Source organism: Leminorella grimontii ATCC 33999 = DSM 5078 (genome assembly GCF_000439085.1).
Taxonomy (GTDB): domain Bacteria; phylum Pseudomonadota; class Gammaproteobacteria; order Enterobacterales; family Enterobacteriaceae; genus Leminorella; species Leminorella grimontii.
On sequence record NZ_AUUA01000002.1, the window covers coordinates 272,321 to 293,065 of the forward strand.

General features: G+C 56.5%; 24 protein-coding genes. 9 read left to right on the plus strand and 15 right to left on the minus strand.

All coding sequences use genetic code 11. The features are described from left to right. Positions 1 to 12: 12 nt before the first annotated feature. Genes flgH through flgB form a run of 7 tightly spaced genes read right to left on the minus strand, consistent with a single transcriptional unit; the run spans position 13 to position 5,109 of the window. Positions 13 to 678: a flagellar basal body L-ring protein FlgH gene (gene flgH / locus G544_RS0105700; protein ID WP_027273701.1), complete on the minus strand. Its 666-nt coding sequence runs from the start codon at positions 676 to 678 to the stop codon at positions 13 to 15. Between the two features lie 59 nt (positions 679 to 737). Continuing rightward, entirely contained in the window at positions 738 to 1,523 is a 786-nt protein-coding gene (gene flgG, locus G544_RS0105705) for a flagellar basal-body rod protein FlgG (protein ID WP_027273702.1), read from the minus strand. A gap of 25 nt (positions 1,524 to 1,548) precedes the next feature. Then, the gene (locus tag G544_RS0105710; RefSeq protein WP_027273703.1) at positions 1,549 to 2,286 is read right to left on the minus strand and encodes a flagellar basal body rod protein FlgF; all 738 of its coding nucleotides are present in this window, start codon (positions 2,284 to 2,286) and stop codon (positions 1,549 to 1,551) included. A 13-nt stretch (positions 2,287 to 2,299) separates the two neighbouring features. Further along, positions 2,300 to 3,499, minus strand: coding sequence for a flagellar hook protein FlgE (flgE, locus tag G544_RS0105715; protein WP_027273704.1), 1,200 nt, complete (start codon positions 3,497 to 3,499; stop codon positions 2,300 to 2,302). A gap of 39 nt (positions 3,500 to 3,538) precedes the next feature. Continuing rightward, positions 3,539 to 4,330 (minus strand): flagellar hook capping FlgD N-terminal domain-containing protein, encoded by a 792-nt coding sequence (locus tag G544_RS0105720; RefSeq protein WP_027273705.1) that lies wholly within the window; start codon positions 4,328 to 4,330, stop codon positions 3,539 to 3,541. Continuing rightward, positions 4,327 to 4,758 (minus strand): flagellar basal body rod protein FlgC, encoded by a 432-nt coding sequence (flgC, locus tag G544_RS0105725; protein ID WP_027273706.1) that lies wholly within the window; start codon positions 4,756 to 4,758, stop codon positions 4,327 to 4,329. The genes G544_RS0105720 and flgC overlap by 4 nt, the downstream gene beginning before the upstream one ends. A 3-nt stretch (positions 4,759 to 4,761) precedes the next feature. Further along, entirely contained in the window at positions 4,762 to 5,109 is a 348-nt protein-coding gene (gene flgB / locus G544_RS0105730; RefSeq protein WP_027273707.1) for a flagellar basal body rod protein FlgB, read from the minus strand. Between the two features lie 91 nt (positions 5,110 to 5,200). Between flgB and flgA the strand changes: the two genes are divergently transcribed. The 5 genes from flgA (at position 5,201) to G544_RS0105755 (ending at position 10,537) form a co-directional block, all read left to right on the plus strand. After that, positions 5,201 to 5,989 (plus strand): flagellar basal body P-ring formation chaperone FlgA, encoded by a 789-nt coding sequence (flgA, locus tag G544_RS0105735; protein ID WP_051155591.1) that lies wholly within the window; start codon positions 5,201 to 5,203, stop codon positions 5,987 to 5,989. 103 nt (positions 5,990 to 6,092) lie between these two features. Next, on the plus strand, positions 6,093 to 6,383 hold the full coding sequence (flgM, locus tag G544_RS0105740; protein ID WP_027273709.1) for a flagellar biosynthesis anti-sigma factor FlgM: 291 nt from the start codon (positions 6,093 to 6,095) through the stop codon (positions 6,381 to 6,383). A gap of 6 nt (positions 6,384 to 6,389) precedes the next feature. Further along, a complete protein-coding gene (flgN, locus tag G544_RS0105745) occupies positions 6,390 to 6,818 on the plus strand; it encodes a flagellar protein FlgN (RefSeq protein WP_027273710.1) in 429 nt (142 codons plus the stop codon). A gap of 279 nt (positions 6,819 to 7,097) precedes the next feature. Further along, positions 7,098 to 8,045: a hypothetical protein gene (locus G544_RS0105750; protein WP_027273711.1), complete on the plus strand. Its 948-nt coding sequence runs from the start codon at positions 7,098 to 7,100 to the stop codon at positions 8,043 to 8,045. 17 nt (positions 8,046 to 8,062) lie between these two features. Then, complete coding sequence (locus tag G544_RS0105755) at positions 8,063 to 10,537, plus strand: glycosyltransferase (RefSeq protein ID WP_036023389.1); 2,475 nt, start codon at positions 8,063 to 8,065, stop codon at positions 10,535 to 10,537. Between the two features lie 78 nt (positions 10,538 to 10,615). Here G544_RS0105755 and G544_RS0105760 read toward each other — a convergent pair whose 3' ends face one another. The 8 genes from G544_RS0105760 to G544_RS0105795 are packed head-to-tail and all read right to left on the minus strand — an operon-like array spanning position 10,616 to position 17,862. After that, positions 10,616 to 11,287 carry a glycosyltransferase family 25 protein gene (locus G544_RS0105760; protein WP_027273713.1) on the minus strand — a complete coding sequence of 224 codons (672 nt, stop codon included), beginning with the start codon at positions 11,285 to 11,287 and terminating at the stop codon, positions 10,616 to 10,618. Further along, on the minus strand, positions 11,284 to 11,727 hold the full coding sequence (locus tag G544_RS0105765; RefSeq protein WP_027273714.1) for a flagellar FliJ family protein: 444 nt from the start codon (positions 11,725 to 11,727) through the stop codon (positions 11,284 to 11,286). The genes G544_RS0105760 and G544_RS0105765 overlap by 4 nt, the downstream gene beginning before the upstream one ends. Continuing rightward, positions 11,724 to 13,064 carry a flagellar protein export ATPase FliI gene (gene fliI, locus G544_RS0105770; RefSeq protein ID WP_027273715.1) on the minus strand — a complete coding sequence of 447 codons (1,341 nt, stop codon included), beginning with the start codon at positions 13,062 to 13,064 and terminating at the stop codon, positions 11,724 to 11,726. Before fliI ends, G544_RS0105765 begins: the two co-directional genes overlap by 4 nt. Next, positions 13,057 to 13,761: a flagellar assembly protein FliH gene (gene fliH, locus G544_RS0105775; protein WP_027273716.1), complete on the minus strand. Its 705-nt coding sequence runs from the start codon at positions 13,759 to 13,761 to the stop codon at positions 13,057 to 13,059. Before fliH ends, fliI begins: the two co-directional genes overlap by 8 nt. Before the next feature lie 6 nt (positions 13,762 to 13,767). After that, the gene (locus G544_RS0105780) at positions 13,768 to 14,781 is read right to left on the minus strand and encodes a flagellar motor switch protein FliG (protein WP_027273717.1); all 1,014 of its coding nucleotides are present in this window, start codon (positions 14,779 to 14,781) and stop codon (positions 13,768 to 13,770) included. After that, positions 14,759 to 16,438, minus strand: coding sequence for a flagellar basal-body MS-ring/collar protein FliF (fliF, locus tag G544_RS0105785; RefSeq protein WP_051155592.1), 1,680 nt, complete (start codon positions 16,436 to 16,438; stop codon positions 14,759 to 14,761). The genes G544_RS0105780 and fliF overlap by 23 nt, the downstream gene beginning before the upstream one ends. 5 nt (positions 16,439 to 16,443) lie before the next feature. Next, complete coding sequence (gene fliE, locus G544_RS0105790) at positions 16,444 to 16,797, minus strand: flagellar hook-basal body complex protein FliE (protein WP_027273719.1); 354 nt, start codon at positions 16,795 to 16,797, stop codon at positions 16,444 to 16,446. A gap of 54 nt (positions 16,798 to 16,851) precedes the next feature. Then, positions 16,852 to 17,862: a sigma-54 interaction domain-containing protein gene (locus G544_RS0105795; protein ID WP_027273720.1), complete on the minus strand. Its 1,011-nt coding sequence runs from the start codon at positions 17,860 to 17,862 to the stop codon at positions 16,852 to 16,854. 628 nt (positions 17,863 to 18,490) lie between these two features. Between G544_RS0105795 and G544_RS0105800 the strand changes: the two genes are divergently transcribed. The 4 genes from G544_RS0105800 to G544_RS0105815 are packed head-to-tail and all read left to right on the plus strand — an operon-like array spanning position 18,491 to position 20,745. Then, on the plus strand, positions 18,491 to 19,345 hold the full coding sequence (locus tag G544_RS0105800) for a FliM/FliN family flagellar motor switch protein (RefSeq protein ID WP_027273721.1): 855 nt from the start codon (positions 18,491 to 18,493) through the stop codon (positions 19,343 to 19,345). Then, a complete protein-coding gene (locus G544_RS0105805) occupies positions 19,338 to 19,709 on the plus strand; it encodes a FliM/FliN family flagellar motor switch protein (protein ID WP_027273722.1) in 372 nt (123 codons plus the stop codon). The genes G544_RS0105800 and G544_RS0105805 overlap by 8 nt, the downstream gene beginning before the upstream one ends. Then, complete coding sequence (fliP, locus tag G544_RS0105810; protein ID WP_027273723.1) at positions 19,706 to 20,464, plus strand: flagellar type III secretion system pore protein FliP; 759 nt, start codon at positions 19,706 to 19,708, stop codon at positions 20,462 to 20,464. Before G544_RS0105805 ends, fliP begins: the two co-directional genes overlap by 4 nt. 8 nt (positions 20,465 to 20,472) lie before the next feature. Then, complete coding sequence (locus G544_RS0105815; RefSeq protein WP_027273724.1) at positions 20,473 to 20,745, plus strand: flagellar biosynthetic protein FliQ; 273 nt, start codon at positions 20,473 to 20,475, stop codon at positions 20,743 to 20,745.

Consider the following 20,745-nt stretch of genomic DNA (forward strand, 5'->3'; position numbering starts at 1 on the left):
TCGTTCTCCGGATTAAATAGGGAACAGAGGATGGTTAAACAGGCGCGTCAGCCAGCCTGCGGAGTTCGCATCGCTTAGCGCCCCGCGTCCGGCATAGGAGATACGCGCATTGCCGATACGCTGAGACGATACGGTGTTGTCGTTTTGAACGTCGTCCGCGCGCACCAGGCCGCTCAGGCGAATGTATTCATCACCCTGATTGAGGGTCAGCCATTTTTCACCGCGAATTTCCATCATTCCGTTAGGCATCACCTGATGAACCGAAACGGTGATGGAGCCGCGCAGGCTGTTTTGCTGTTGCGAAGAGGCGCTGCCGTCGAAGTCGCGCGAGGCGTCGCCTTCCGCCTCCAGATTGCCTTTAACTTTGCCAAACACCGTCGGCGCACCGATGGACAGGCCGCTGCTCTTACCAAAGCCGGTCTTGGCCTGCTTGCTGGACTGGGTCGACTCTTCCAAAATTACGGTCAGGATGTCACCCACGCGGTAGGCGCGCCGGTCGGCGGTTAGCGACCAGTTGTAGCCGGTTTCAAACAGCCCGCCCGCACGCCCTGCGGGCGTAGGTTCCGGCGCCATTTTAGGCGGAGCGAAGTCCTTGTCGTCTTTTTGCACCAACATCGCCGGTGATTCACAGCCCGACAGCAGGGGAATCAGAAGCGTTAACCAAAGATACTTTTTCACGAACGTACCACTTGACTTGAGAGGGCGACGCCGTCGCCCGTTAAAACAGAGAAAACCGATTACAGATTTTGGTTGACGTACTGCAGCATTTCGTCAGCCGCAGACACCATTTTGGCGTTCATCTCATAGGCACGCTGCACGGTGATCATCGCTACCATTTCGTTGACGATGTCCACGTTAGAGCCTTCCAGAGCGCCGCCCTTGAGCGTTCCAAGCCCGTCCTCGCCCGCCACGCCTTCAATCGGCTGGCCGCTGGCGGCGGTTTCCAGATACAGGTTGTCGCCTTCCGCCTGAAGCCCCGCCGGGTTGGTGAAGTTCACCAGCGTCAGCTGGCCGAGCTCGGTCGGATCGCTGTCGCCCGCCAGTACGGCAGTGACGGTGCCGTCTTCGCCAAAGGTGATGCTCGTCGCGCCCTGCGGAATATTGATTTCCGGCTGGATCGGCAGCCCCTGAGAGTTGGTCAGTACGCCGTCGGCGTTAACCTGCAGGTTGCCGTCGCGGGTGTAGGCGATATCGCCGTTGGCCTTCTGCACCTGTATAAACCCCTGCCCCATGATGGCAACGTTCATTGAGTTATCGGTGGTTTCGATATTGCCTTCGGTAAAAATCTTCTGGGTGCCGACGATGCGCACGCCGCTACCGTACTGGATGCCGCTCGGCAACACGTTGTTTTGATCCAACATGCCGCCCGGCGCTTCCTGAGTCTGATAGAACAGGTCCTGAAACATCGCGTTATCGCGCTTAAAGCCGTTGGTGTTAACGTTGGCAATGTTGTTGGCGATAGTGCTCATTTCAGCATCTTCGGCTGAAAGGCCGGTTTTGCTTATCCATAACGCTGAATTCATTGTTTATCTCCTACCGGACGTTCCATCAGGAACCGCGCAGTAACCGGTTGCCTGCGTCGCTTAAGTCTTCAGCGGTCTTCATCATTTTGATCTGCGCTTCAAACTGGCGATTGAGTGAAATGGAGGCCGTCATTTCAGTGATGGCCGATACGTTGCTGCCTTCCAAATAACCGCCGCTGACTTTGATGTTCTCGTCGCGCTGGGCCGGGCGACCGTCGGCGGTCACCAGCATGCCCTGGGCGTTCTTAGTCAGGTTGTTGACCGGAATGTTGACAAGCTTTAGTCGGTCAACGTCCATCGTGGCGGTGACGTCGCCGTCGTCCGGCGTGACGGAAATCGTGCCGTCGCTGCCAAAGGAGGCAATCGCGTTCGGCGGCAGGATAATCGGGCCGTTGTCGCCAACCACCGGGTAACCGTTAACGGTCAGCATTCCCTGATCGTTTTGCTGAATGTTGCCGTTGCGGGTATACACCTCACGACCGCCTTCGCCCTGAACGGCGATATAGCCTTCTCCCTGAATGGCGACGTCCAGCGGACGCTCCGTACGTTCAGCGACGCCGGGGGCATCGTTAACGGCGCTTTTTTCTTCCTGCGACATAAAGCGCGTAGCAAAGCCGTTTCCGCGCACCTGATTGCTCTGCGAGAGCTCCAGATCGCGACGAAAGCCCGCGGTGTTCACGTTCGCCAGGTTATTGGCGCTGACCTGCTGTTCCATCAGCGCATGGCGGGCGCCGCTAAGCGCCGTAAAAATCAAACGATCCATTGGTCGCCGCCCCTTACATTGCCTGGAACAGCGCTTGGTCGAGTTCGGTACTGGCCGATATCACCTTGGTGTTAGCCTGATAGTTGCGCTGCGCCGTCATCAGCTCCACCAGCTCGCTGGTGATGTCGACGTTGGAGCTTTCCAACACGCCGGAAGAGAGCGAGCCTAATGAACCGGTTCCTGGCGCGCCAATAATCGGCGTACCGGACTCTCCGGTTTCAACCCATGAGGTGCCGCTGACCGCTTCCAACCCGTCTTCATTCGGGAACGTCGCCAGCACGACCTGCCCTTGCAGCATGCGTTCGCCGTTGCTGTAGGTCGCATACACGTCGCCGTTGTCGTCGATCTGCACGCCGTTTTGCTGAGCGGAGGCATAGCCGTTGGCCGTGTTGGTGGCGACGGAAAATTCTGAGCCGTACTGGGTACAGCTGGAATAGTCGAGCGTCATGGTAATAGGCGCCGCGTCATCGCAAGGGAACGTCAGAGAAATCGGCCCGGTCGGCGAGGTCAGCTGTCCGGTGTTGGGATCGAACGTCAGGGTCGTGGTCGTGCCCGTCTGCTCCTGGCCGTCGAAGCTGTAGTGAACTTCCCAGGTATTGCTGTCGGTTTTGACAAAGTACTGGCTGACCGAGTGCTCATTGCCAAGCGAGTCGTATACCGACGTGGTGTAGGTAGAGGTATAAGAGCTTGCGTTTGTAGGGTCAAACGGCACGGCGGCAGTATCAATCGCATCAGAACTGGCGTCCAGGTTGGCGGAAAACGTCATGCTGTCGGTGGCTTCTGCGGGGATGTTGCCGGTTTTAATCTGAAGATCGGTAACCGTACCGGTTTGCAAGGTGCCGTCGGCGTTAGCCGGATAGCCCTGTAAGTAGTCGCCTGACGGATTGACGATATAGCCGTTTTTATCCGTCGTAAACGAACCGGCACGGGTATAGCTGACGTTGCCCGCCGCGTCGCGCATGACAAAAAAGCCGTCGTCGTTGATAGCGAGATCCAGCGCGTTGCCGGTAGAAACCATTGAACCGCCGCGGGAGATGCTCTGCGCGGTGCCAGCCACGCTGACCCCCATCGCCTGCGAGCCCGCATACATGGAAGAAAACTGGGTCGTGGTCGACTTATACCCTACCGTTCCGGCGTTGGCGATATTGTTACTGATGCCGTCCAGCTGTTCGTTTACGGCGTTAAGGCCGGTTGCTGCTATTTCATAGCTCATGGTTCACTAATCTCTTATTAAAAATAATCAAAAACGGTATTAGGCCGTCGTATCCGTGGAATCATCGTCCGGTGTGCCGAACTGACTAATCATGGTGAACGGCACTTCGCCTACGCCCGTGACGTTCAGTACCGGCGTGCCGCCGTCGAGCGGAATGCGAACGTCGGTCACCATGCCGGCTACTTCTACCGGCACTTCCTCTTCGCCGGTGTTGGTCACGACGGAAACCTGATAGGAGCCCGGCGGGATGCCGTAGTCGGCAGGATCGATATCAAAGTCGACCTGCCCCGGAGACTGTTCTCCCAAATCGACCGTGTAGTCGTCCCCGGCGTCGTCGGTAAAGTGCAGCGTTACGTTGGTACAGGCATCGGACAGAGTGACTCGCCCGTGGATCGTCTGGTCGCTTACGTCAACCGACGTGGTCTGCACCATGATTTCATCGCCCACCATGTTGCCGAGCGCCATCACCTGCAGGTTGCTCATCAGCACCGAGTTAGTGTTCATTTCAACCGACATCTCTTCCGCCATCGCCACCTGAGCCATAGAAGAAAGCTGATCGATATATTCCGTCGGGTCCGTTGGATCGGTCGGATCCTGATTTTGAATTTCTGCGACAAACAGCGTCAGAAAGGTATCCGCCATTGAAGCGCTGTCGTCGGTCGTCGTGGTCGTTGTCGCGCTCGATGAACTGCTGTTTGAGTTTGAAGAGGCGCTGTCGCTGGTTAAATTGCCGTTGGTCGACTCTGCGCCCAGCGTATTGCCGGCCACCGTCGACGCGCTGTCGGACTGCGTTTTTTCAGCCGATGCCGCTAATAAGGCTACGTTGCTCATGCTCCATCCCCCAGCTTCAGCAGGCTTTGTTGCATGCTTTTTACGTTGTTAAGCACGTCGACGTTGGTTTCGAAGTCCCTTGATGCGGACATCATGTCGGCCATTTGGTCGACAACGTTAACGTCGGGGTAATACACATAGCCGTCGCGGTCCGCCAGCGGATGGTGCGGCTCGAAGCGTTTCACCGATCCGCCGCTTTGCAGTACGTCCATTACGCGAACGCTGGCGCCATCGATGTCATGACGCCCCTGAGCGATAAGCCCGTTGTTATAGACGGCGGCGAACACCGGGCTGCGCGCCTTATAGACGTCCTTTGCGCTCGCCGCAGGGGACTCCGCGTTAGCCAGATTGCTCGCGATGGTATTAAGCCTGACGGTTTGCGCCGTCATCGCCGAGCCAGATATCTGATAAATGTCGTTAAAAGACATGACTTATTTCCCTTCAATAGCGGACCGTAATCCGCTGATTTGCATATTTAAAAAGGTCAAACTGGTTTGATAATCCAAACTGTTTTGCGAGAATGCGGCCTGCTCGGTGTTAATCTCTACGGTATTGCCGTCTTCCGAGGCTTGCATCGGTACGCGATACTTCACCGTCGGGGTTGACATTTCTCCCGTTTGATTTAATCGTTGCATCTCGGCGGCAAAATCAATATCTTTAGCCTTGAAGTTTGGCGTATCGACGTTCGCCAAATTCGCGGTAAGCACCTCGGTCCTCTCAAGACGAAGCTTTACCGCCTGTGGGTGAACACCCCACGCTTGTTGAAAACTCATTCCCATAACGTTGACATCTCTTAGGCTAAACATGAACGCGCAGGTCGAGTACGCAAATTGCGTGCCAGTTTTTAACTGATTGACAGGTAACGTGTTTATGAAAGTCGCCTTTCCCAAGAGGAAAAATCGTTTCCGCCTGACGGCGGAAAGCGCGCTGTTTACTGCCCTTTTCGGCATGACGTTTTCCGCCCTTTGTGCACCCGCACTTCCGCAGGCTGCCGCGCAGAGCGCCCGGCAGCAGGTTAACGCCGCCGTAATCAAAAAGGCCGGGGACGAAATCAACAGTCTGGCCAAGCAGAATCGCTGGCAGGACTACTACTACAAAATGAACGTTTTCATTCCGGCATCCGTTGCCAACGTGCCCTTTTGTAACGCAGCCCTTAAGGTCGATGCGCCGGCTCATGCGTCCGGTTCGCTTAACCGCCTCAACTATGACGTAAGCTGTGCCGATGGCGCAGGCTGGCATATCCGCGTCGACGTAAAGCCCGACGTGTACGTGTCGGTCCTCATGCCGCGTGAAGAAATCACGCGCGGAACGGTGATAACGGAAGACGAGCTGGTATCTAAAAAGTACAACCTCAGCCACCAGCACGGCGACCTCGTCGTCAACGACGACGAGGTGGTCGGCATGACCGCAGGGCGCACTCTGCTGCCGCTACGCCCTATCGCCAAAGGCGCGCTACAGTCGCCTATACTGGTTAAGAGGGACGATGAGGTGAGCCTTATTTCAAGCATCGACAACGTGACCGCCCAAACGGAGGGCATCGCGTTGAAAAACGGACGCAAAGGCGACGTCATTAAAGTACGCAATGAAAGCAGCCAGAGAACGGTCAGCGCAGTCGTTACCGATAAGGGCGTCGTTAAGGCAGTAGCCGCGGGCTCCTGACCGGCGAACATGTTTGAAAAAAACATTTAAGTTTTGTAACTGCCGCGCCGCTTTAGTTGAGTACACTCATATATAAAGCGAAACAACAATGCGTGAGGTCCGTATGAAAATTACGCCAATGCCAATTGCCAACCAGGCGGCTCGTCTACAGACGCAAAAAGACACAAAGGCCACGACCGCATCGGCACAAACGCCCGTGCCCGCGACGCCCTCGGCTGACGACATCGTCCAGCTGGGCCTGCAGTCCGCTCAGGAAACCCTGAGCAGCGACGACAGCGATATCGACGCGGCAAAGGTGGATGCCATGCGTACCGCGCTTGCCAACGGCGAGCTGACGGTCGACAGCGACGATCTGGCCAAATCTATGCTCAACTTTTTTTCTCACAACGAGTAGACCAACGTGAACGATAAGCTTCAATCGGTAAAAGCGCTGCTGCATGGCATCGTACTTGACGACGAACGTTATCTGACGCTGCGCCACCTGCTGGAACGCCAGCGCCTGTGCATTATCAAGCGCGACTGCGACGAGCTGGCAAGCGTCAACGACCAAATCACCGACAGCTATGAACAGCTGAAAGAGGGTACGCGGCTGCGCCGTACGCTGCTTACGCAGCTTGGCGTAACGCTGGACAAGAACGGAATGGAACAGGTTTTCTCCTGGCTGCCCGCGGAACAAAAGCGCAGAGCGCAGGGCGCTTGGAAACAGCTGGAAAAACGCGTTTCCGGTTGCAAAGCGTGGAATGAAAAAAATGGCGAACTGCTAACCATGCAAAACGCCTTTGCGCAGTCTTTTTTAGGTACCGAACCGGACTTCCTCTACCACCCTTAGAACGCTCGTACGAAAAACCAAGCGCCTCAATCGGCCGCGATGAACGTCCTGGCCGAGGGCGCGCTGCGCCTGCGCTTCCCCAAGCCTGAAAGCCGTTTGTAAGGAAGTTCCATTTCCCCTACTTCCCTCAAAATAAATAACCAATTGAATAATAAAAATAAAATAATTGGCACATCAATTGCTAAGACCTTAGCACGCCCCTTACGGGCAACGTCTATCCCTATGCCCTGAACATGCGAGTTGTAAAACTGCGGGCATATACAAAAAGAGCAAAACGCGATGAGTCAGATTGAGTGCTACGAGCCAGAATTCGTTCGGCAATACCTTAACAATAATTCCCAGACCGCGAGCAAACCGCTGTCCCTGTGCTGGCAACACGAAGTCCGCCTGAGCCTGCCGTTAAACGACAGCGAGCGCTGCCGTGCGCTGCTTGCCTCAAGCAGCGCACTGGAACTAAACGTCTCCATGCGGGAAGCGTCGGCGGACTTCCCTGCCCTGCCCGACTGGGCTCAATCGCTCAACCAGGCCTCGCTCGACGCCGTGGGCCTCCCCGGCCTTACGCCGGAAGCGCGACTTTATGCCCTCGGCATTCTCCTTTCCTACGCCGCCAAGCTGGACAAAGAAGAGGTGACGACGCCGGAGGTCATTGCCACGCTGCCGAAAAAGCTTGAAGAGCTTGTGCGCGAAGGGGCGCTACAGTGCCAGTTTAACGAACTTCCCTCTATTCCGACGCTGCAGCGCCAGCTCACCGGCGCGTTGGGAACATTCTCTTTTGACTGGAGCCTCCTGCCGGAAAGCCCGCGCAAGCAGGCCGTACAGCTACAAATCGGCCTGTTCCAAATGCAGGACGACAACGGCCTTTCACGCCTGCATCAGCAAATGATGGACGTCTGGCGGGAGCGCGGCGTTCCCCGGTTTGCCGACATGCCCTGGGTCTTTATCAACTACCTTTACTATCGCCTGTATCACGAGACGTTTCCCCATCACGATACGCAGCCAATGCCCGCACGCTACCTGACGTTAGTCAGCGACTACTTCCTGCTTCGCAGCCTGCTTTGCCTGTGGATGATGGACGGCGACGACTTGAGCGACGACGTTCTCGTCAGTCTGGTGGCGATGTTTGAAGCCTGGCGCTGCGGCCCGCTGGCCGACGAGGAAAAAGAGGCGCTTCTGGCGCCGCACAGGCAGGATGAAATCCTCAGCGCCATTTCCCTACTCACAAACTAAACGCAAAGACTATTCGCATGAAAGCCATATCCACAGAAAACCGTCGGTCGCTGCCGTTTGTCAGCGTCGTCACGCCGACGTTTAACCGTGCCGAATTTTTGCCCTACCTGCTGTATATGTACCGCTATCAGGACTATCCGGCAGAATGTAGGGAGCTGGTTATTTTGGACGACTCGCCGAAAAGCCATCAGGACATTATTAATACCCTGACGCAAGGCCGCCCCGAAAGCTTCAACATTCGCTATATTCACCACCCGGAGCGCCTGGCGCTCGGCAAAAAGCGCAACATGCTCAACGAGCTGGCGCAGGGGGAATATATCCTCTGTATGGATGATGACGACTACTACCCGGCGGATAAAATCAGCTACACCATCGAGATGATGCAAAAGCACGGGGCAACTATCTCCGGTTCGGATCAGATCCCCATTTGGTATAGCCACATTAACCGCCTGTTCAAGACCCACAGCTTCGGCAACCAGCACATTCTGAACGGTACGTTCTGCTATCACCGCAACTACCTGAAAAAGCATCGCTATGACGATGACTGCAACCTGGGCGAAGAGCTGGCGTTTACCAACGGATTTACCGTTTCGCCTCTGCAGCTACCGGGGGAGCGCACAATCATGTGCGTATCCCACAGCCACAATACCTTCGACAAAGACTTCGTGCTCGGCAACAGCGAATCGCTCGACGCGGCGCTTGACGACGTCATCAGCGACGCCATGCTCAAAAACTGGTACCAGAGCCTGCACAACGCCACCCACAGCCGCCCGATCGAGTGGGGATTTATCGATAAGGTGGTGGTCATCAACCTGGATCGTCGAACGGATCGCTGGCGGCAAATAAGCGAAGAGCTCGCACAGCTTCAAGCGCCGGCCGATAAAATCGTTCGCCTCAGCGCCTGCGAAGACGACGACGGCCACGCCGGTCGCCGACGCTCGCATCTGAAAGCGCTGAAAATGGCGCAGCGGGAAGGCTGGAAAAACTATCTGCTGCTGGAAGACGACGCCGTACTGCTCAAGCAGGAAAAGTACGTCAACGCCCTGAACGGGCTTTCCAATTCGCTTTCCGCTCTGGGTTGGCAGGCCGTCATTCTGGGCGGACAAATAAACCGAGGCCGACCGCTCAACAGCCTGCCCGGAATAGTACACGCCGCCGACTGCCAGCGCGTTTGCGCCTATCTGGTCAACGCGCCCTACTATGCGACGCTCGCCCAGCAAATGACCCTTGACCCTTCGGCCACGCTTGAAGAACAGTGGCGGCCGCTGCTTGAACAAGGAAAATGGCTGGCGTGCAGCCCAAGCCTCAGCTATCAGCGGGCCGGCTACAGCGATATTGAGAAAAAAGAGAGCGACAACGTTCGCTTCTACTTTAACCGAGTTAATAAAAACCACCGGACGGAGAAGCTACAGGCCAGCCAGCAGCCGATAGCCAACCTGCTGGGTGAAAAGATCGGCTTTTATATTGGCAACCCTTTTCACTATCAGCTCTATCGCACCGTGTTGCCAGTGCTTCAGGCTGCGGGCTACGCTTGCGATCTGCTCCTTGACGACGCCCAGCCGCCGGAGCGCCTTGACGGCATTAAGCGACTGCTGGCATCGCTGGAAAACCGCGAACTGAGCGGCAGCCCGCTTAGCGAAGTCAAAAATCGCCGGCAGCGCTACGCCTGCCTGGTCAGCCCGTTCTACACGCCTAAAATAAAGGGGCTGGCGGAAGTCAACGTTCGAGCCATGCCGACGCAGACAAACGCGGTCTGGAACTTCGCCTGGTGGAACCTGTTCTATCAGCGCCAGCTCTGTTACAGCAGCTACGACAGGCGCGCGCTCTCCATTAACGACAGCGCCGTCATCGTCGGCGATCCGCGCTTTGACGACTGGCATAACGATCGCGTCGACCTGAGCGCGCTGTCCTCCCTTCGCCTCGACGAACGCAAGCCGACCCTGCTCTACGCGCCGTCGCTGGATGCGCGAGCGTCGATGCTCCAATGGGCGGAGCAGCTGGAGCCGCTGAGCCAGGAGTTCAATCTGGTGACGCTCTTGCACAACGACGACGACCTGCGCGCCCGCTCTCCGCTGGCTTCGTTTAAACGCCTGTATAAACGCGCGGTTAACGACGACGCGCTGCTTCTGCCGCTGCTCAAAAAGGCCGACGTGGTGCTCTCCGACGACGACGCCCGCCTTTTCGATGCTCTCCACGCGGGTAAACGCGCCATAGTGCTGCAGGCGCAGGAGCAGTCGACCATTCAAACGGCCGACGACGCTTCGCGTGAACTGCGTGCCCACCTGCCCGCCGCCCGCGACGTTGCGGAACTGCGACAACGCCTTGCAGAATCAAGCGGCGCCGATATGGAAGATTTACGACGCAGGTACTGCGATGCCTATATGGATGGACGAGCAGGGGAACGCGCGGCGCAGGAGATTATTAGGGCGCTTGAGGAGAACAAGGAAGAGCACGTCCTGCTCGAGAGTATAAAAAGCAGGCTGTTTAACTAATCGGAACGGCCAACCGCATCCCGAATTTACCGATAAATTCGGGATGCGGCGTTAGAAAAACGATGACGAGCCGTCCGCTTATTCCTGCCCCACCACTTCCGACAGCGGCTTAAAAAACAGCTCGCGGTAGTCCACGACGCCCTTTTCAATATCACTGTAGTCTGCGGCCTGATAGGCGACGTTGGGGAAAAGCCCCAGCCAGCAGTCTTTCTCCATCAGGGACCACCAGTTTACGTCCAGCGCGTAGCGGCTCGGCAAGCCGCCGCGCTCAAGGTGATAAAGGCTTTGCAAATAGTTTTCCAACAGGATGGGATAGTAGTCACGCTGGACCAGGTAAGCGCAGGCGCACCATGCTTTATTGACGCGCACCAGATAGTTGACGTGCTTAAACGGGGTGACGCGATAGTGGTGTGCGGCCAGGAAGGCGACGGTCCACTTTACGTTTTTCAGCGTCTGAAACAGGCGATTGATGAGCACGCGAGCGCTCTCTTCATGGATAAACGTCACGTCGTCCTCAAGGATAAGGACGTTATTCCACTTTTCTTTCATCGCCATCAGCAGGACGGCAATGTGGGACTTAACGCAGCCGATATAGCCGGGAGATTCTTCAATCGCGTTAAAGCGCAGAACCTTCTCTTTGCTTATACCCAGAGCCACCAGCTGCTTTTGCAGCTGTTCATTGCGATCGCGCCTTTTCGCCAGGTTGATATAGACCACTTTGTCGACAAACTGCCAATCAATCGAACTCAAAACAGCCCCCGCATCCTCCGCTGCCAGCACTGGCCGGCAATTTCATCGATCGTCTTCTGCTGCTTGATGTCCGCGTCGTGGGCCAGCGCCTCTTGCCGTTCCTCAAGCGCAACGGCAATGCCCTTCTCCCTACAGGCGGCGTCAGTCAGGTCGCTTTGAATGCGCTCTTCTTTCACCTTAGCCAGCGCTTTCTCCTGCTTTTGCCATTCGATAACCCGCTGAAGGCTGCCCTTATAGCCGGACAGGTTTTTCAACGCCTCCGCATTAGACGAGCCGGCGCCGCCGACGTCGTTCTTTTGCAGCAAATAGCCCAACGCCTTGATGTTGTTATCGTAACGGATGCCAACCTGCTTCTGCTTGGCCAGCTCAACGGTCATTTCGGTAACCGCTTTACCGCGCAGCCGCTTGAGGTGCATCAGCGTCATGACTGTCTGATTCATTGACTACTCTCCGCTTTACCGGACGGAAACAGCGTCGCCAGCCGCGTTTGCACCTGCTCAAGCGGCGCGCTTTCTGCGACGTCCTGACGTAAAAAACGTTCAATTGACGGATAGACCTTCACCGCCCGATCGACGGACGGATCGGCTCCAGCCACGTAGCCGCCGAGGGGAATAAGCGGCTTAATCTCCATATAGGAGGCATAGTTCTGCTTTAGCTGCCGCGCTGAACGCAGGTGCTCGGGGCTTGTGACCTGCGACATGCATCGGCTTATCGACTGAGCGATATCGATCGCCGGGTAGTGACCGGATTCCGCCAGCTTGCGGGTCAATACGATGTGACCATCCAGCACGGCGCGGGCGCAGTCGACGATCGGGTCCTGCTGGTCGTCGCCTTCGGCCAGTACGGTATAAATGGCCGTCATGGAACCTTGGCTTTCGCTGTTGCCGGCGCTTTCAACCAGTTTAGGAATAAGGCCGAAGACCGACGGGGGATAGCCTTTGGTGGCGGGCGGCTCCCCTAAAGAAAGGGCGATCTCCCGCTGCGCCATTGCGTAACGGGTCAAGGAGTCCACCAGCAGCAGCACGTCTTTATCGCTGTCGCGAAACCAGGCGGCAATCGCATGGCACAGCTCCGTCGCCTTCAGGCGCATCAGCGGCGATTCGTCGGCGGGCGCGGCGACCACGATAGACTTGGCCATCCCCTCTGCCCCCAGAGAATGGTCGATAAACTCTTTCACTTCACGGCCGCGTTCGCCGATAAGCCCGACCACCACGACCTGCGCGCGGGTGTGGCGCGTTATCATGCCCAGCAGCACGCTTTTACCCACGCCGCTGCCGGCCATCAGCCCCACGCGCTGCCCCTTGCCGATAGTCAGCAGGCCGTTGATGGCCCTGACGCCGACGTCGAGCGGCTCGTTAACGGAGCGACGGGTCAATGGATTCACCGAGGGTGCGATAGGGGACAGCACGCAGCTGCCCGTAAGCCGTCCCTTGCCGTCAATCGGTTCGCCGAGGCCGTTAACCACCCGGCCAAGCCAGCCTTCGCCTATGGTGATGTCCTGCGCTTTATCTTCGGGGAACACCCGTGCGCCGGCCATCAGCCCCACCGGCTGCTTAAACGGCATCAGGTAGGTGATATCGCGGTTAAACCCTACCGCCTGCGCTTCTATCATCGAGCGGTCGGCGCCCTCGACGCGACAAAGCTGCCCGGTGGCAAGCGGGCAGCCGACGCTTTCAAGCAGAATGCCGTTGACTCTCACCAGCCTGCCGGCGACTCGCGCCAGCGGGATGGATTCAATCGACTTCAGCGCGCTGCCGAAAAGCGAGGCGTCACTCATCGCCCGCCTCCGGCGTCAGGGTGTCCTTCAGCGCCGACATACATTGTTCAAGCCGCTGTTCGCAGCCGACGTCCAGCTCTGCGGTATCGGTCACGATGCGGCACTCCCCGGCGCCAAGGTCCGTGCTGGGGGTTAGCCCCCATTCGCTGACCTTGTCCGGCGCGACGTTCTGGATGCGCTCAAACTCTTCGCGGCTTAACAGCACCTGCAGCGAAGCGGGCGCCGACGGCAGGGCGCCGAGCGCCTCTTCCACCAGCGCCAGCAGCTGGGTAGGCTGAAGCGCGAGTTCGCAGCGGATCACCTGACGCGTAACCTTCTCTACCAGCGTCAGCAGCTCTTCGCGCTGCTTGCGCTCGATGTGCGCCAGATAGTCGTTCAGGCTCGAGACGGCGGCATCCAGCGGCTTGGCGGCGACGGTGAAGGCGTTAAGCCCTTCGCGCTGCCCGGCGAGGCTGCCCTCGGCGTAGCCTTCGCGCATGCCTTCGTCGTAGCCTTTTTGGCGGCCTTCGCTAAAGCCCTGCTCCTGGCCCTCTTGCATGCCTTGTTCAAAGCCTTTTTGCATCCCCTCCTGAAAGCCGTCCATCAGGCGGCGCTGAAAGTCTGCCGACGACAGGCCAGGCTCCAGCTCCACGTGCAGACGACTGCGAGGAGGAAAGCGGTGCAGGCGATAGCGCCCGCGCAGTGTTTCCAACGCCATGGTTTATTACTCCGCCGTTCTTTCGGTAAACAGCTGCAGCGAGATGTCGCCCGCCTCTTCCAGCTCGCGGGCGACCTGCATAATGTCGCGGCGAGCCTGTTCGATACGGCTGACCGGGACCGGCCCAAGGCGAGAGGTAATGCCTTCCAACTGCTGGACCTGCCGTTTCGGCATGACGCCGAAAATCGCACGCCGCAGCGGCGCCTCGGTGCCTTTGAGCGCCACGGCCCATTCGTCCATCGGCACTTCTTCCAGCAGGCGACGGCGAACGTCTTCGGTCTGGCGCACCAGAATGAAGAAGTCGTACATTTCGTCCTGCAGCTGCTCGAGCACCTCTTCGTCCAGCTCGCGCAGATGTTCGAGGATCTGCTGCTGGTTGCCCTGAATGCGGTTGACGATGTCAGCCGCCTGTTTGATGCCCTTCACTTTGGAGCCGTGCTCCGCCAGCAGGGACAGGCCGCGATCGATTAAGCGATCCAGCTCGTCCACCACGTCGCGGTTGACGTCGCTCAGCTTGGCGACGCGATAGAGGATCTCGTTTTGAATCGGCTCGTTCATAAAAAACAGCACTTCGGCGGCGATTTCCGGCGTAAGGAAGGCCAGAAAAACCGCCTGAAGCTGCAGGTGCTCTTCAGAAATCAGCGCCGCCAGCTGGCGAGGCTCAATCCACTGCAGGCGCGCCATGCGGGTGCGAATTTCATCGCCGTAAATACCGTTAATCACGCTGCTGGCGATTTCACCGCCCAGCGCCTTGTTCAAAATGCCCTGAAGCATTGAGCGGGACGCGCCGTTGATGCCGCTCTGCTCGCGGAACTCATCGAGAAAGTGGTTGATGACGCGCCTCGCCTGGCTGGTCTTCACGCCCGACAGCCGCGCCATGTGCTCGCTCAGGCGAACCACCTCTTCACGGCTTAGCTTTTGCATCACCGTCGCGGCAGCCTCTTCTCCGAGGCACAGCAGCAGAATCGCCGCCTGATCCAGATAGCTGGTGCCGCTCTTACTTGTTGTCAATTCGCTCATTGCTGGTAATCCACTGTCTGATGACTTCGGCGACGCGATCGGTATCGTTTATCGCCAGCTTCTTCAAGAATTCCACCTTGGTCTCCAGGCCGGAGCTTTGCGGCGGCAGGCCGTCATCGCCGGAGAACGAAGGCAGATCGACGTTTTTGCGCTCATCTTCTCCGGAAGGATCGGCGTTACGTTCATCGCTCTCTTGCGGCAAGGCGGAGGCCGGTTCTTCGCTGAGGGGCGCTCGCTCTTTCGGCGCGGACAGCCGTTTAATCAACGGACGAATCACGACGAACAGCAGCACCAGCACCAGCAGGATCCCGCCGCCCAGCCGCGCCCAGGCCAGAATGCCCGCGTTCTGCCACCAGGGCTCTTTTTCCTCAACCGGCTGAGCGGCGGGCAGGAAGGAGAGCGTTGACAGAGAAAGCTTATCGCCGCGTTCGGCGTTAATGCCCGCCGCGCTGTTAAGCAGCGCCGTCACCTGCTCGCGCTGTTCCGGCGTCCAGCCTTTCACCGTTGGCGAATCCTGATTAAGCACGACCGCGACGTTCAGGCGCTTAATTTCAAAGCCCTGATGTTGGATGTGCTGTACCGTGCGGTCGTAGGCGTAGTCGCGCTGGCTTTCCGTATGTTGGGAAAGGGCCTGTGACGGCGCATTAGCGGCATCGCCGCCGTTTTGTCCGGCTGCCGGGGCGGCAGCGCCGGTTTCCGGCGGACGGTTGCTTAAGGAGCCGGGAATACCCATCGCCAGCTTGTCGGTATTATGCTCCTGAGAGCTTTTCTCATGGCTGACCTTCGGCGTATCGCCCAGGCGCTCCTGCGTTTCGTCTATTTGGCTGAGATCCAGCTGCGGCATGACGCTGACGCGGAAGTTGTTTTGGCCGACCAGCGAAACCAGTACGTTGGAGAGGCTGGCGCGCGTTTTGTCCTGAATGTCTTTCAGCAGGCGGTCTCTTTTACGCGTGGCGCCGGCGGACTGCGCCTCTTCGCTGACGCCGTCAGAAAGCAGATTGCCCGCCTGATCCACCACGCTTACGCGCGAAGGCTTGAGGCCGGGAATGCTGCCCGACACCAGGTGGATGATGGCGTTGACGTTGTCGTCGGTCAGAGTGACGCCATAGCGCAGCCGCACCACGACGGAGGCGCTGTTCTCCGGCTGGTTGTTAATGACAAAGGAGCTTTCTTCATTCAGCGCCAGCTGAACGCGGGCGCTTTCCACCGCGTTGAGCGTCATGATGCTCTGCGCCAGCTCGCCTTCAAGGCTTCGCTTATAGCGCACGTTCTGAACGAACTGGCTGCTGCCAAGCACTTCGTCTTTATCCATCAGCTCGTAGCCGCTGGGCAAAATGGCCTGAACGCCCTTTGCCGCAAGCGTCATGCGCGTTTTCGACAGCGCGGCTCGCGGCACGAGAATTTGTCCGCTGTTGGGGTCAATGCGGTATTCAAGCTTTTCCCCGTCCAGTACGGTAACGATCTGGGAGGTCGGCAGGTTTTCCTGCGCGCCGTACAGCGCCGTATAGTCCCCTTCGCCGTTCCACAGCAGGGCGACGATCGCCGCCGTCGCTGCAAACGCCGCGAGGCCCAGCAGGCCCCACTTTATCAGGCCGTCGGCCTTCGGCAGTTTCCCCAGCAGAGGTCCCGCCAGGTCTTTCAATGAGGTGAGTTTCATAATGATTACACAGACATGCTCATCAGATCGTTAAAACCGCTTGCGACTTTATTACGCACCTGCACCAGCGCGGAGAAGGTTAGCGATGCCTGTTGGCTGGCGATCATGGCGCCGGCCAGATCGTCGCTCTGTCCCATTTCAACGGCGGTTTGGCTCTCCAACGCCGTCCGCTGCGCCTCGTCGACGCGCCCGAGGGCGGAATTCATCACTTGGCTGAACGAAACGTCACCGCTCGCTTTTGAGGCTAACGGCGTATCCAAAGGGGAAGCGGGGCTCACCGGCGATTCCGCCAGCGTTTTCATTCGACCCATTTCCTGCGTCAGCTGAGACTCAATGGCGCTGCCGGTCGTGATTATCATGGTATTGATCCTGTTTGATTCAAAAGCGGAACGTGACGAAAAAGCAAATCAGGCTTAGGAAAACTGCACTTCAATGCCGTTTTTACGCATGGAGGCCAACCGATAGCGCAGCGCCCGCGGCGTAATGCCCAAGAGGTCGGCGATTTTTCCTCTATTGCCGTGGTATTTGCGCATGAGGTCTGCAATGTACTGGTACTGAGCAAAACGGCCGTGTTCCCCCAGGCTGTCGCTCTCCTGCGGCTGCGACTGCGGGCAAATAGCGATATGGGAAATGTTCTCTTTGTACGGCTGTTCTACATAAGAAGAGGAGGTTGATGCAGGCAGGCCCAGCGAATCCGGAACGATGACGCCGTCCCGGCTTAAAATCATGCCGCGCTGAATGGTGTTTTCCAACTGGCGAACGTTGCCCGGCCAGCCGTACTTCAAAAGCGCCGTTTTGGCTGATTCAGAGAGCGTAGCCTGACGGCCGAAGGCCGTGGCGTATTTTTGTATAAACCGTTCGGCCAAAGGCAAAATGTCGCCGACCCTTTCGCGCAGCGGCGGAATAGAAATCGGCACAACGGAAAGGCGATAGTAAAGGTCTTCCCGAAAGCGCCCGGCGGCCACTTCGGCCTCCAGGTTTTTATTGGTGCAGGCAATAAGGCGGAAATTCAGGCGGATCGAACGATTGCTGCCAAGGCGCTCAACCTGATGCTCTTGCAGCACGCGCAAAATCTTCGCCTGCAGGGCCAGCGGCATATCGCCAATTTCATCAAGCAGCAGCGTGCCGCCGTTAGCCATCTCAAGCTTACCGGGGACCGCAGACACCGCGCCGGTAAACGCGCCTTTCTCATAGCCAAACAGCGTCGCTTCCAGCATGTTTTCCGGAATAGCGGCGCAGTTGACGCCGATGTAAGGAGCATCCTGAGGTTCAGGAAACGCCAGAGAATGAATGAGCTTGGCGATGCACTCTTTACCCGTTCCCGTTTCGCCCTGAACTAATACAGGTATATTAAAAGAAGCTACGCGTTTGGCCAGTGACAATACTTTGATGCTGGCGGACGCTTCGGCGATAAATCCCGACATCTTTAATCCTATTCAGTTGTTTGGTTAATAAGAAATACACGATAAAGTAAAACAGCCGCCATAAACTCACGCGGTCGCTCTTTCACTTATTTGCCACACAACGCATTCACACTCACGTTTGCTACAACGCTTAACTCAAAATTGAGATGAATAAGGACACATTCAAAATCAGATAAAAAAGAATGTATATGAGCATGAAGCAAAGGGCGTTATTCTTTTTCCGTTCATTTCTATAATGAAAGAAAACTCAGAACGAGCAGGATAGTACCATCGTAATCAAAAGAGTGTTGACATAAATGAATAATTAAAAAATTAATGAATAATATTCAATAAGATAGGCACAGAAAATCGTATCAGCGCCGGAAGGTGAGCTAATATCAAGAATATGAAAATTATTTATTTATAATATATTAAAGCCTTTTACCCATTGCCATAACAATAGACTTGCTGTTAAATACCGCCTTCGTTTCAGTCGAAGACTTTATCTGTAAACACGATTTCCTTCTCTCCACTATTAATAGCTGCATTTAATGAGCAAAACTTAAATGCAAAAATAAATATTTTTTAGCGGTGAGTAAAAAGCACAATTAACCATACAACTTATGTCATTATTCAGAGAGTGAACGCCATGCTGAAATACAGCCAAACCCCGGGCATATTTAAGCTCGAAGGAAACAGACTTGGCCGACCTTATCACCGTCTTCCAACCATGTTTATGAGTAAGTTTGACGTTATTGACTCCCGACTGAATAACTACTTTTTGAAAAAGCATCGCACCAGCATTACGTTAAAAAAGATCGACTGCGAAATGGATGTTACCAACAAAACCGCCGAGTTGATGGCCTCGCAGGTCGGCCACTTGGCCTTTGACATCGACCGCCCTTTACTGCTGACGCTTTTGAGCAACTTCTACGGGCTAGAAGAGGCCAGAGACGACGCGTCGCCCGACCGCCCGACAAAAACCGAAATGCGGCTAAAAAGCCGCCTGGCGATGGACATCTGCAGCCTTATCTTTCATAAGGATACGCTTGGCATACCGCTGTCTATCAAGATAGACACCAGTACGGTATGCACGCGCTGGGCCTATCAGATAGCCCTCAACCTGACTGACGATGAAAACGGACGCTTTTACATTCTGTTGGATGACGCTCACACCGACCACATTCTCAACTTCCTGCGTAAAAAAGAGACGGCTCGTACGCCGGAAGACGCCCGGCAGCGCCTGGAAAACAGACGCGCGGCGGTTGACGCACTCGCCAATACGCTGCCGCTGACTCTTCGAGTAAACGTCGCCCAGTTCCCCCTAAGCGTAGCGGATTTAGCGACGCTGAAAGCGGGCGACATTTTGCCCATCAGCCTGCCGGAGACATTTCCCGTCTGTATCGGGAAATCAGAAATATTTCACGCTCTGATCGTTGAAGATCGGGAAAAACTTTACCTGTCAGAAATTACGGAAACCACCACTGAGAAATCCTATGAGTAACCAAGAAGATTCACTTGAGCAAGGGTTGGAACTCAACGTTGAGGACGCCGCCAGCGCATCCCCACGCCGCACGCCTTCGGCGTCGACGCCGGATGCAGTCAGGCTTACGGACTCTATGCCGCTTCTAAAGCGTATCCCCGTCACGCTCACGCTGGAGGTCGCCTCGGTGGAGATCGTGCTGGCTGACCTGCTCAACGTCGACGACGATACGGTGATTGAGCTAGACAAGCTGGCCGGCGAACCGCTGGACATCAAGGTCAATAACATCCTGCTTGGAAAGGCGGAGGTGGTGGTCGTTAATGAAAAATACGGCCTGAGGGTACTGGAATTCAATACGAACAGCATTGACGACTTGAACCCATGAAAAAATCGACCCTTATCGGTTCGGCAATAGGCCTCGTTCTGATGGTCGCGTCGCCGTTTGTCTTAGCCAAGGGCGGCGATATTTCACTTTTGAACGTCGCAACCCACGGCAACACGCAGGAATACAGCGTCAACATTCAGGTGCTCATCCTGATGACGCTGGTCGGCCTGCTGCCGACGATGGTGCTGATGATGACGAGCTTCACGCGCTTCATCATCGTTCTGTCGCTTTTGCGTCAGGCGCTCGGCCTACAGCAGACGCCGCCGAACCGAATATTGATAGGCATCGCGCTGTCGCTGACGATGCTGGTAATGCGCCCTATCTGGATAAACATCTACGACAACGCGGTCGTGCCGTTTGAAAACGACCAGATAACCATGTCGCAGGCGCTCGACAAGGCCGCCTCGCCGCTCAAACGCTTTATGCTGGCGCAAACCAACAAGAAGGCGATGGCGCAGGTGATGACCATCGCCAACGCAAAAGGCGAAGCGGCGGATCAGGATCTTTCCATCGTCGTTCCGGCCTATGTGCTTAGCGAGCTGAAAACCGCCTTCCAGATAGGCTTTATGATCTACATTCCGTTTCTGGTCATCGATCTGATTGTCTCCAGCGTCCTGATGGCGATGGGGATGATGATGCTGTCGCCGCTTATCGTCTCGCTGCCCTTCAAGCTGATGCTGTTCGTGCTGATTGACGGCTGGGGTTTGACCGTCGGCACGCTGACGGCCAGCATTCGCGGTCTGGGACTAGGGTAGGAGCCGCTATGTTAACCATTGACGTCGCCGCCGACATCGTCGGCAGCGGTATTAAAATAGTGATTATTCTGGTTTCCGTTATGGTGGTGCCAAGCCTGCTGGTCGGGCTTTGCGTCAGCGTTTTTCAGGCAATCACGCAAATCAACGAGCAGACGCTCAGCTTCCTGCCTCGCCTTATCGTCACGCTGGTAGTACTGGCCGTATGCGGTAAGTGGATGCTCATTCAGCTGCACGATCTCTGCATGCACCTGTTTACTCAAGCGGCAACGCTGGTGAATTGA

Excerpts from the sequence above, each read along its gene's own strand:
- flgG (WP_027273702.1), bottom strand. The coding sequence starts at position 1,523 with ATGAATTCAGCGTTATGGATAAGCAAAACCGGCCTTTCAGCCGAAGAT.
- G544_RS0105710 (WP_027273703.1), bottom strand. The coding sequence starts at position 2,286 with ATGGATCGTTTGATTTTTACGGCGCTTAGCGGCGCCCGCCATGCGCTG.
- flgE (WP_027273704.1), bottom strand. The coding sequence starts at position 3,499 with ATGAGCTATGAAATAGCAGCAACCGGCCTTAACGCCGTAAACGAACAG.
- G544_RS0105720 (WP_027273705.1), bottom strand. The coding sequence starts at position 4,330 with ATGAGCAACGTAGCCTTATTAGCGGCATCGGCTGAAAAAACGCAGTCC.
- flgC (WP_027273706.1), bottom strand. The coding sequence starts at position 4,758 with ATGTCTTTTAACGACATTTATCAGATATCTGGCTCGGCGATGACGGCG.
- flgB (WP_027273707.1), bottom strand. The coding sequence starts at position 5,109 with ATGGGAATGAGTTTTCAACAAGCGTGGGGTGTTCACCCACAGGCGGTA.
- flgA (WP_051155591.1), top strand. The coding sequence starts at position 5,201 with ATGAAAGTCGCCTTTCCCAAGAGGAAAAATCGTTTCCGCCTGACGGCG.
- flgM (WP_027273709.1), top strand. The coding sequence starts at position 6,093 with ATGAAAATTACGCCAATGCCAATTGCCAACCAGGCGGCTCGTCTACAG.
- G544_RS0105750 (WP_027273711.1), top strand. The coding sequence starts at position 7,098 with ATGAGTCAGATTGAGTGCTACGAGCCAGAATTCGTTCGGCAATACCTT.
- G544_RS0105755 (WP_036023389.1), top strand. The coding sequence starts at position 8,063 with ATGAAAGCCATATCCACAGAAAACCGTCGGTCGCTGCCGTTTGTCAGC.
- G544_RS0105765 (WP_027273714.1), bottom strand. The coding sequence starts at position 11,727 with ATGAATCAGACAGTCATGACGCTGATGCACCTCAAGCGGCTGCGCGGT.
- fliI (WP_027273715.1), bottom strand. The coding sequence starts at position 13,064 with ATGAGTGACGCCTCGCTTTTCGGCAGCGCGCTGAAGTCGATTGAATCC.
- fliH (WP_027273716.1), bottom strand. The coding sequence starts at position 13,761 with ATGGCGTTGGAAACACTGCGCGGGCGCTATCGCCTGCACCGCTTTCCT.
- G544_RS0105780 (WP_027273717.1), bottom strand. The coding sequence starts at position 14,781 with ATGAGCGAATTGACAACAAGTAAGAGCGGCACCAGCTATCTGGATCAG.
- fliF (WP_051155592.1), bottom strand. The coding sequence starts at position 16,438 with ATGAAACTCACCTCATTGAAAGACCTGGCGGGACCTCTGCTGGGGAAA.
- fliE (WP_027273719.1), bottom strand. The coding sequence starts at position 16,797 with ATGATAATCACGACCGGCAGCGCCATTGAGTCTCAGCTGACGCAGGAA.
- G544_RS0105795 (WP_027273720.1), bottom strand. The coding sequence starts at position 17,862 with ATGTCGGGATTTATCGCCGAAGCGTCCGCCAGCATCAAAGTATTGTCA.
- G544_RS0105800 (WP_027273721.1), top strand. The coding sequence starts at position 18,491 with ATGCTGAAATACAGCCAAACCCCGGGCATATTTAAGCTCGAAGGAAAC.
- G544_RS0105805 (WP_027273722.1), top strand. The coding sequence starts at position 19,338 with ATGAGTAACCAAGAAGATTCACTTGAGCAAGGGTTGGAACTCAACGTT.
- fliP (WP_027273723.1), top strand. The coding sequence starts at position 19,706 with ATGAAAAAATCGACCCTTATCGGTTCGGCAATAGGCCTCGTTCTGATG.
- G544_RS0105815 (WP_027273724.1), top strand. The coding sequence starts at position 20,473 with ATGTTAACCATTGACGTCGCCGCCGACATCGTCGGCAGCGGTATTAAA.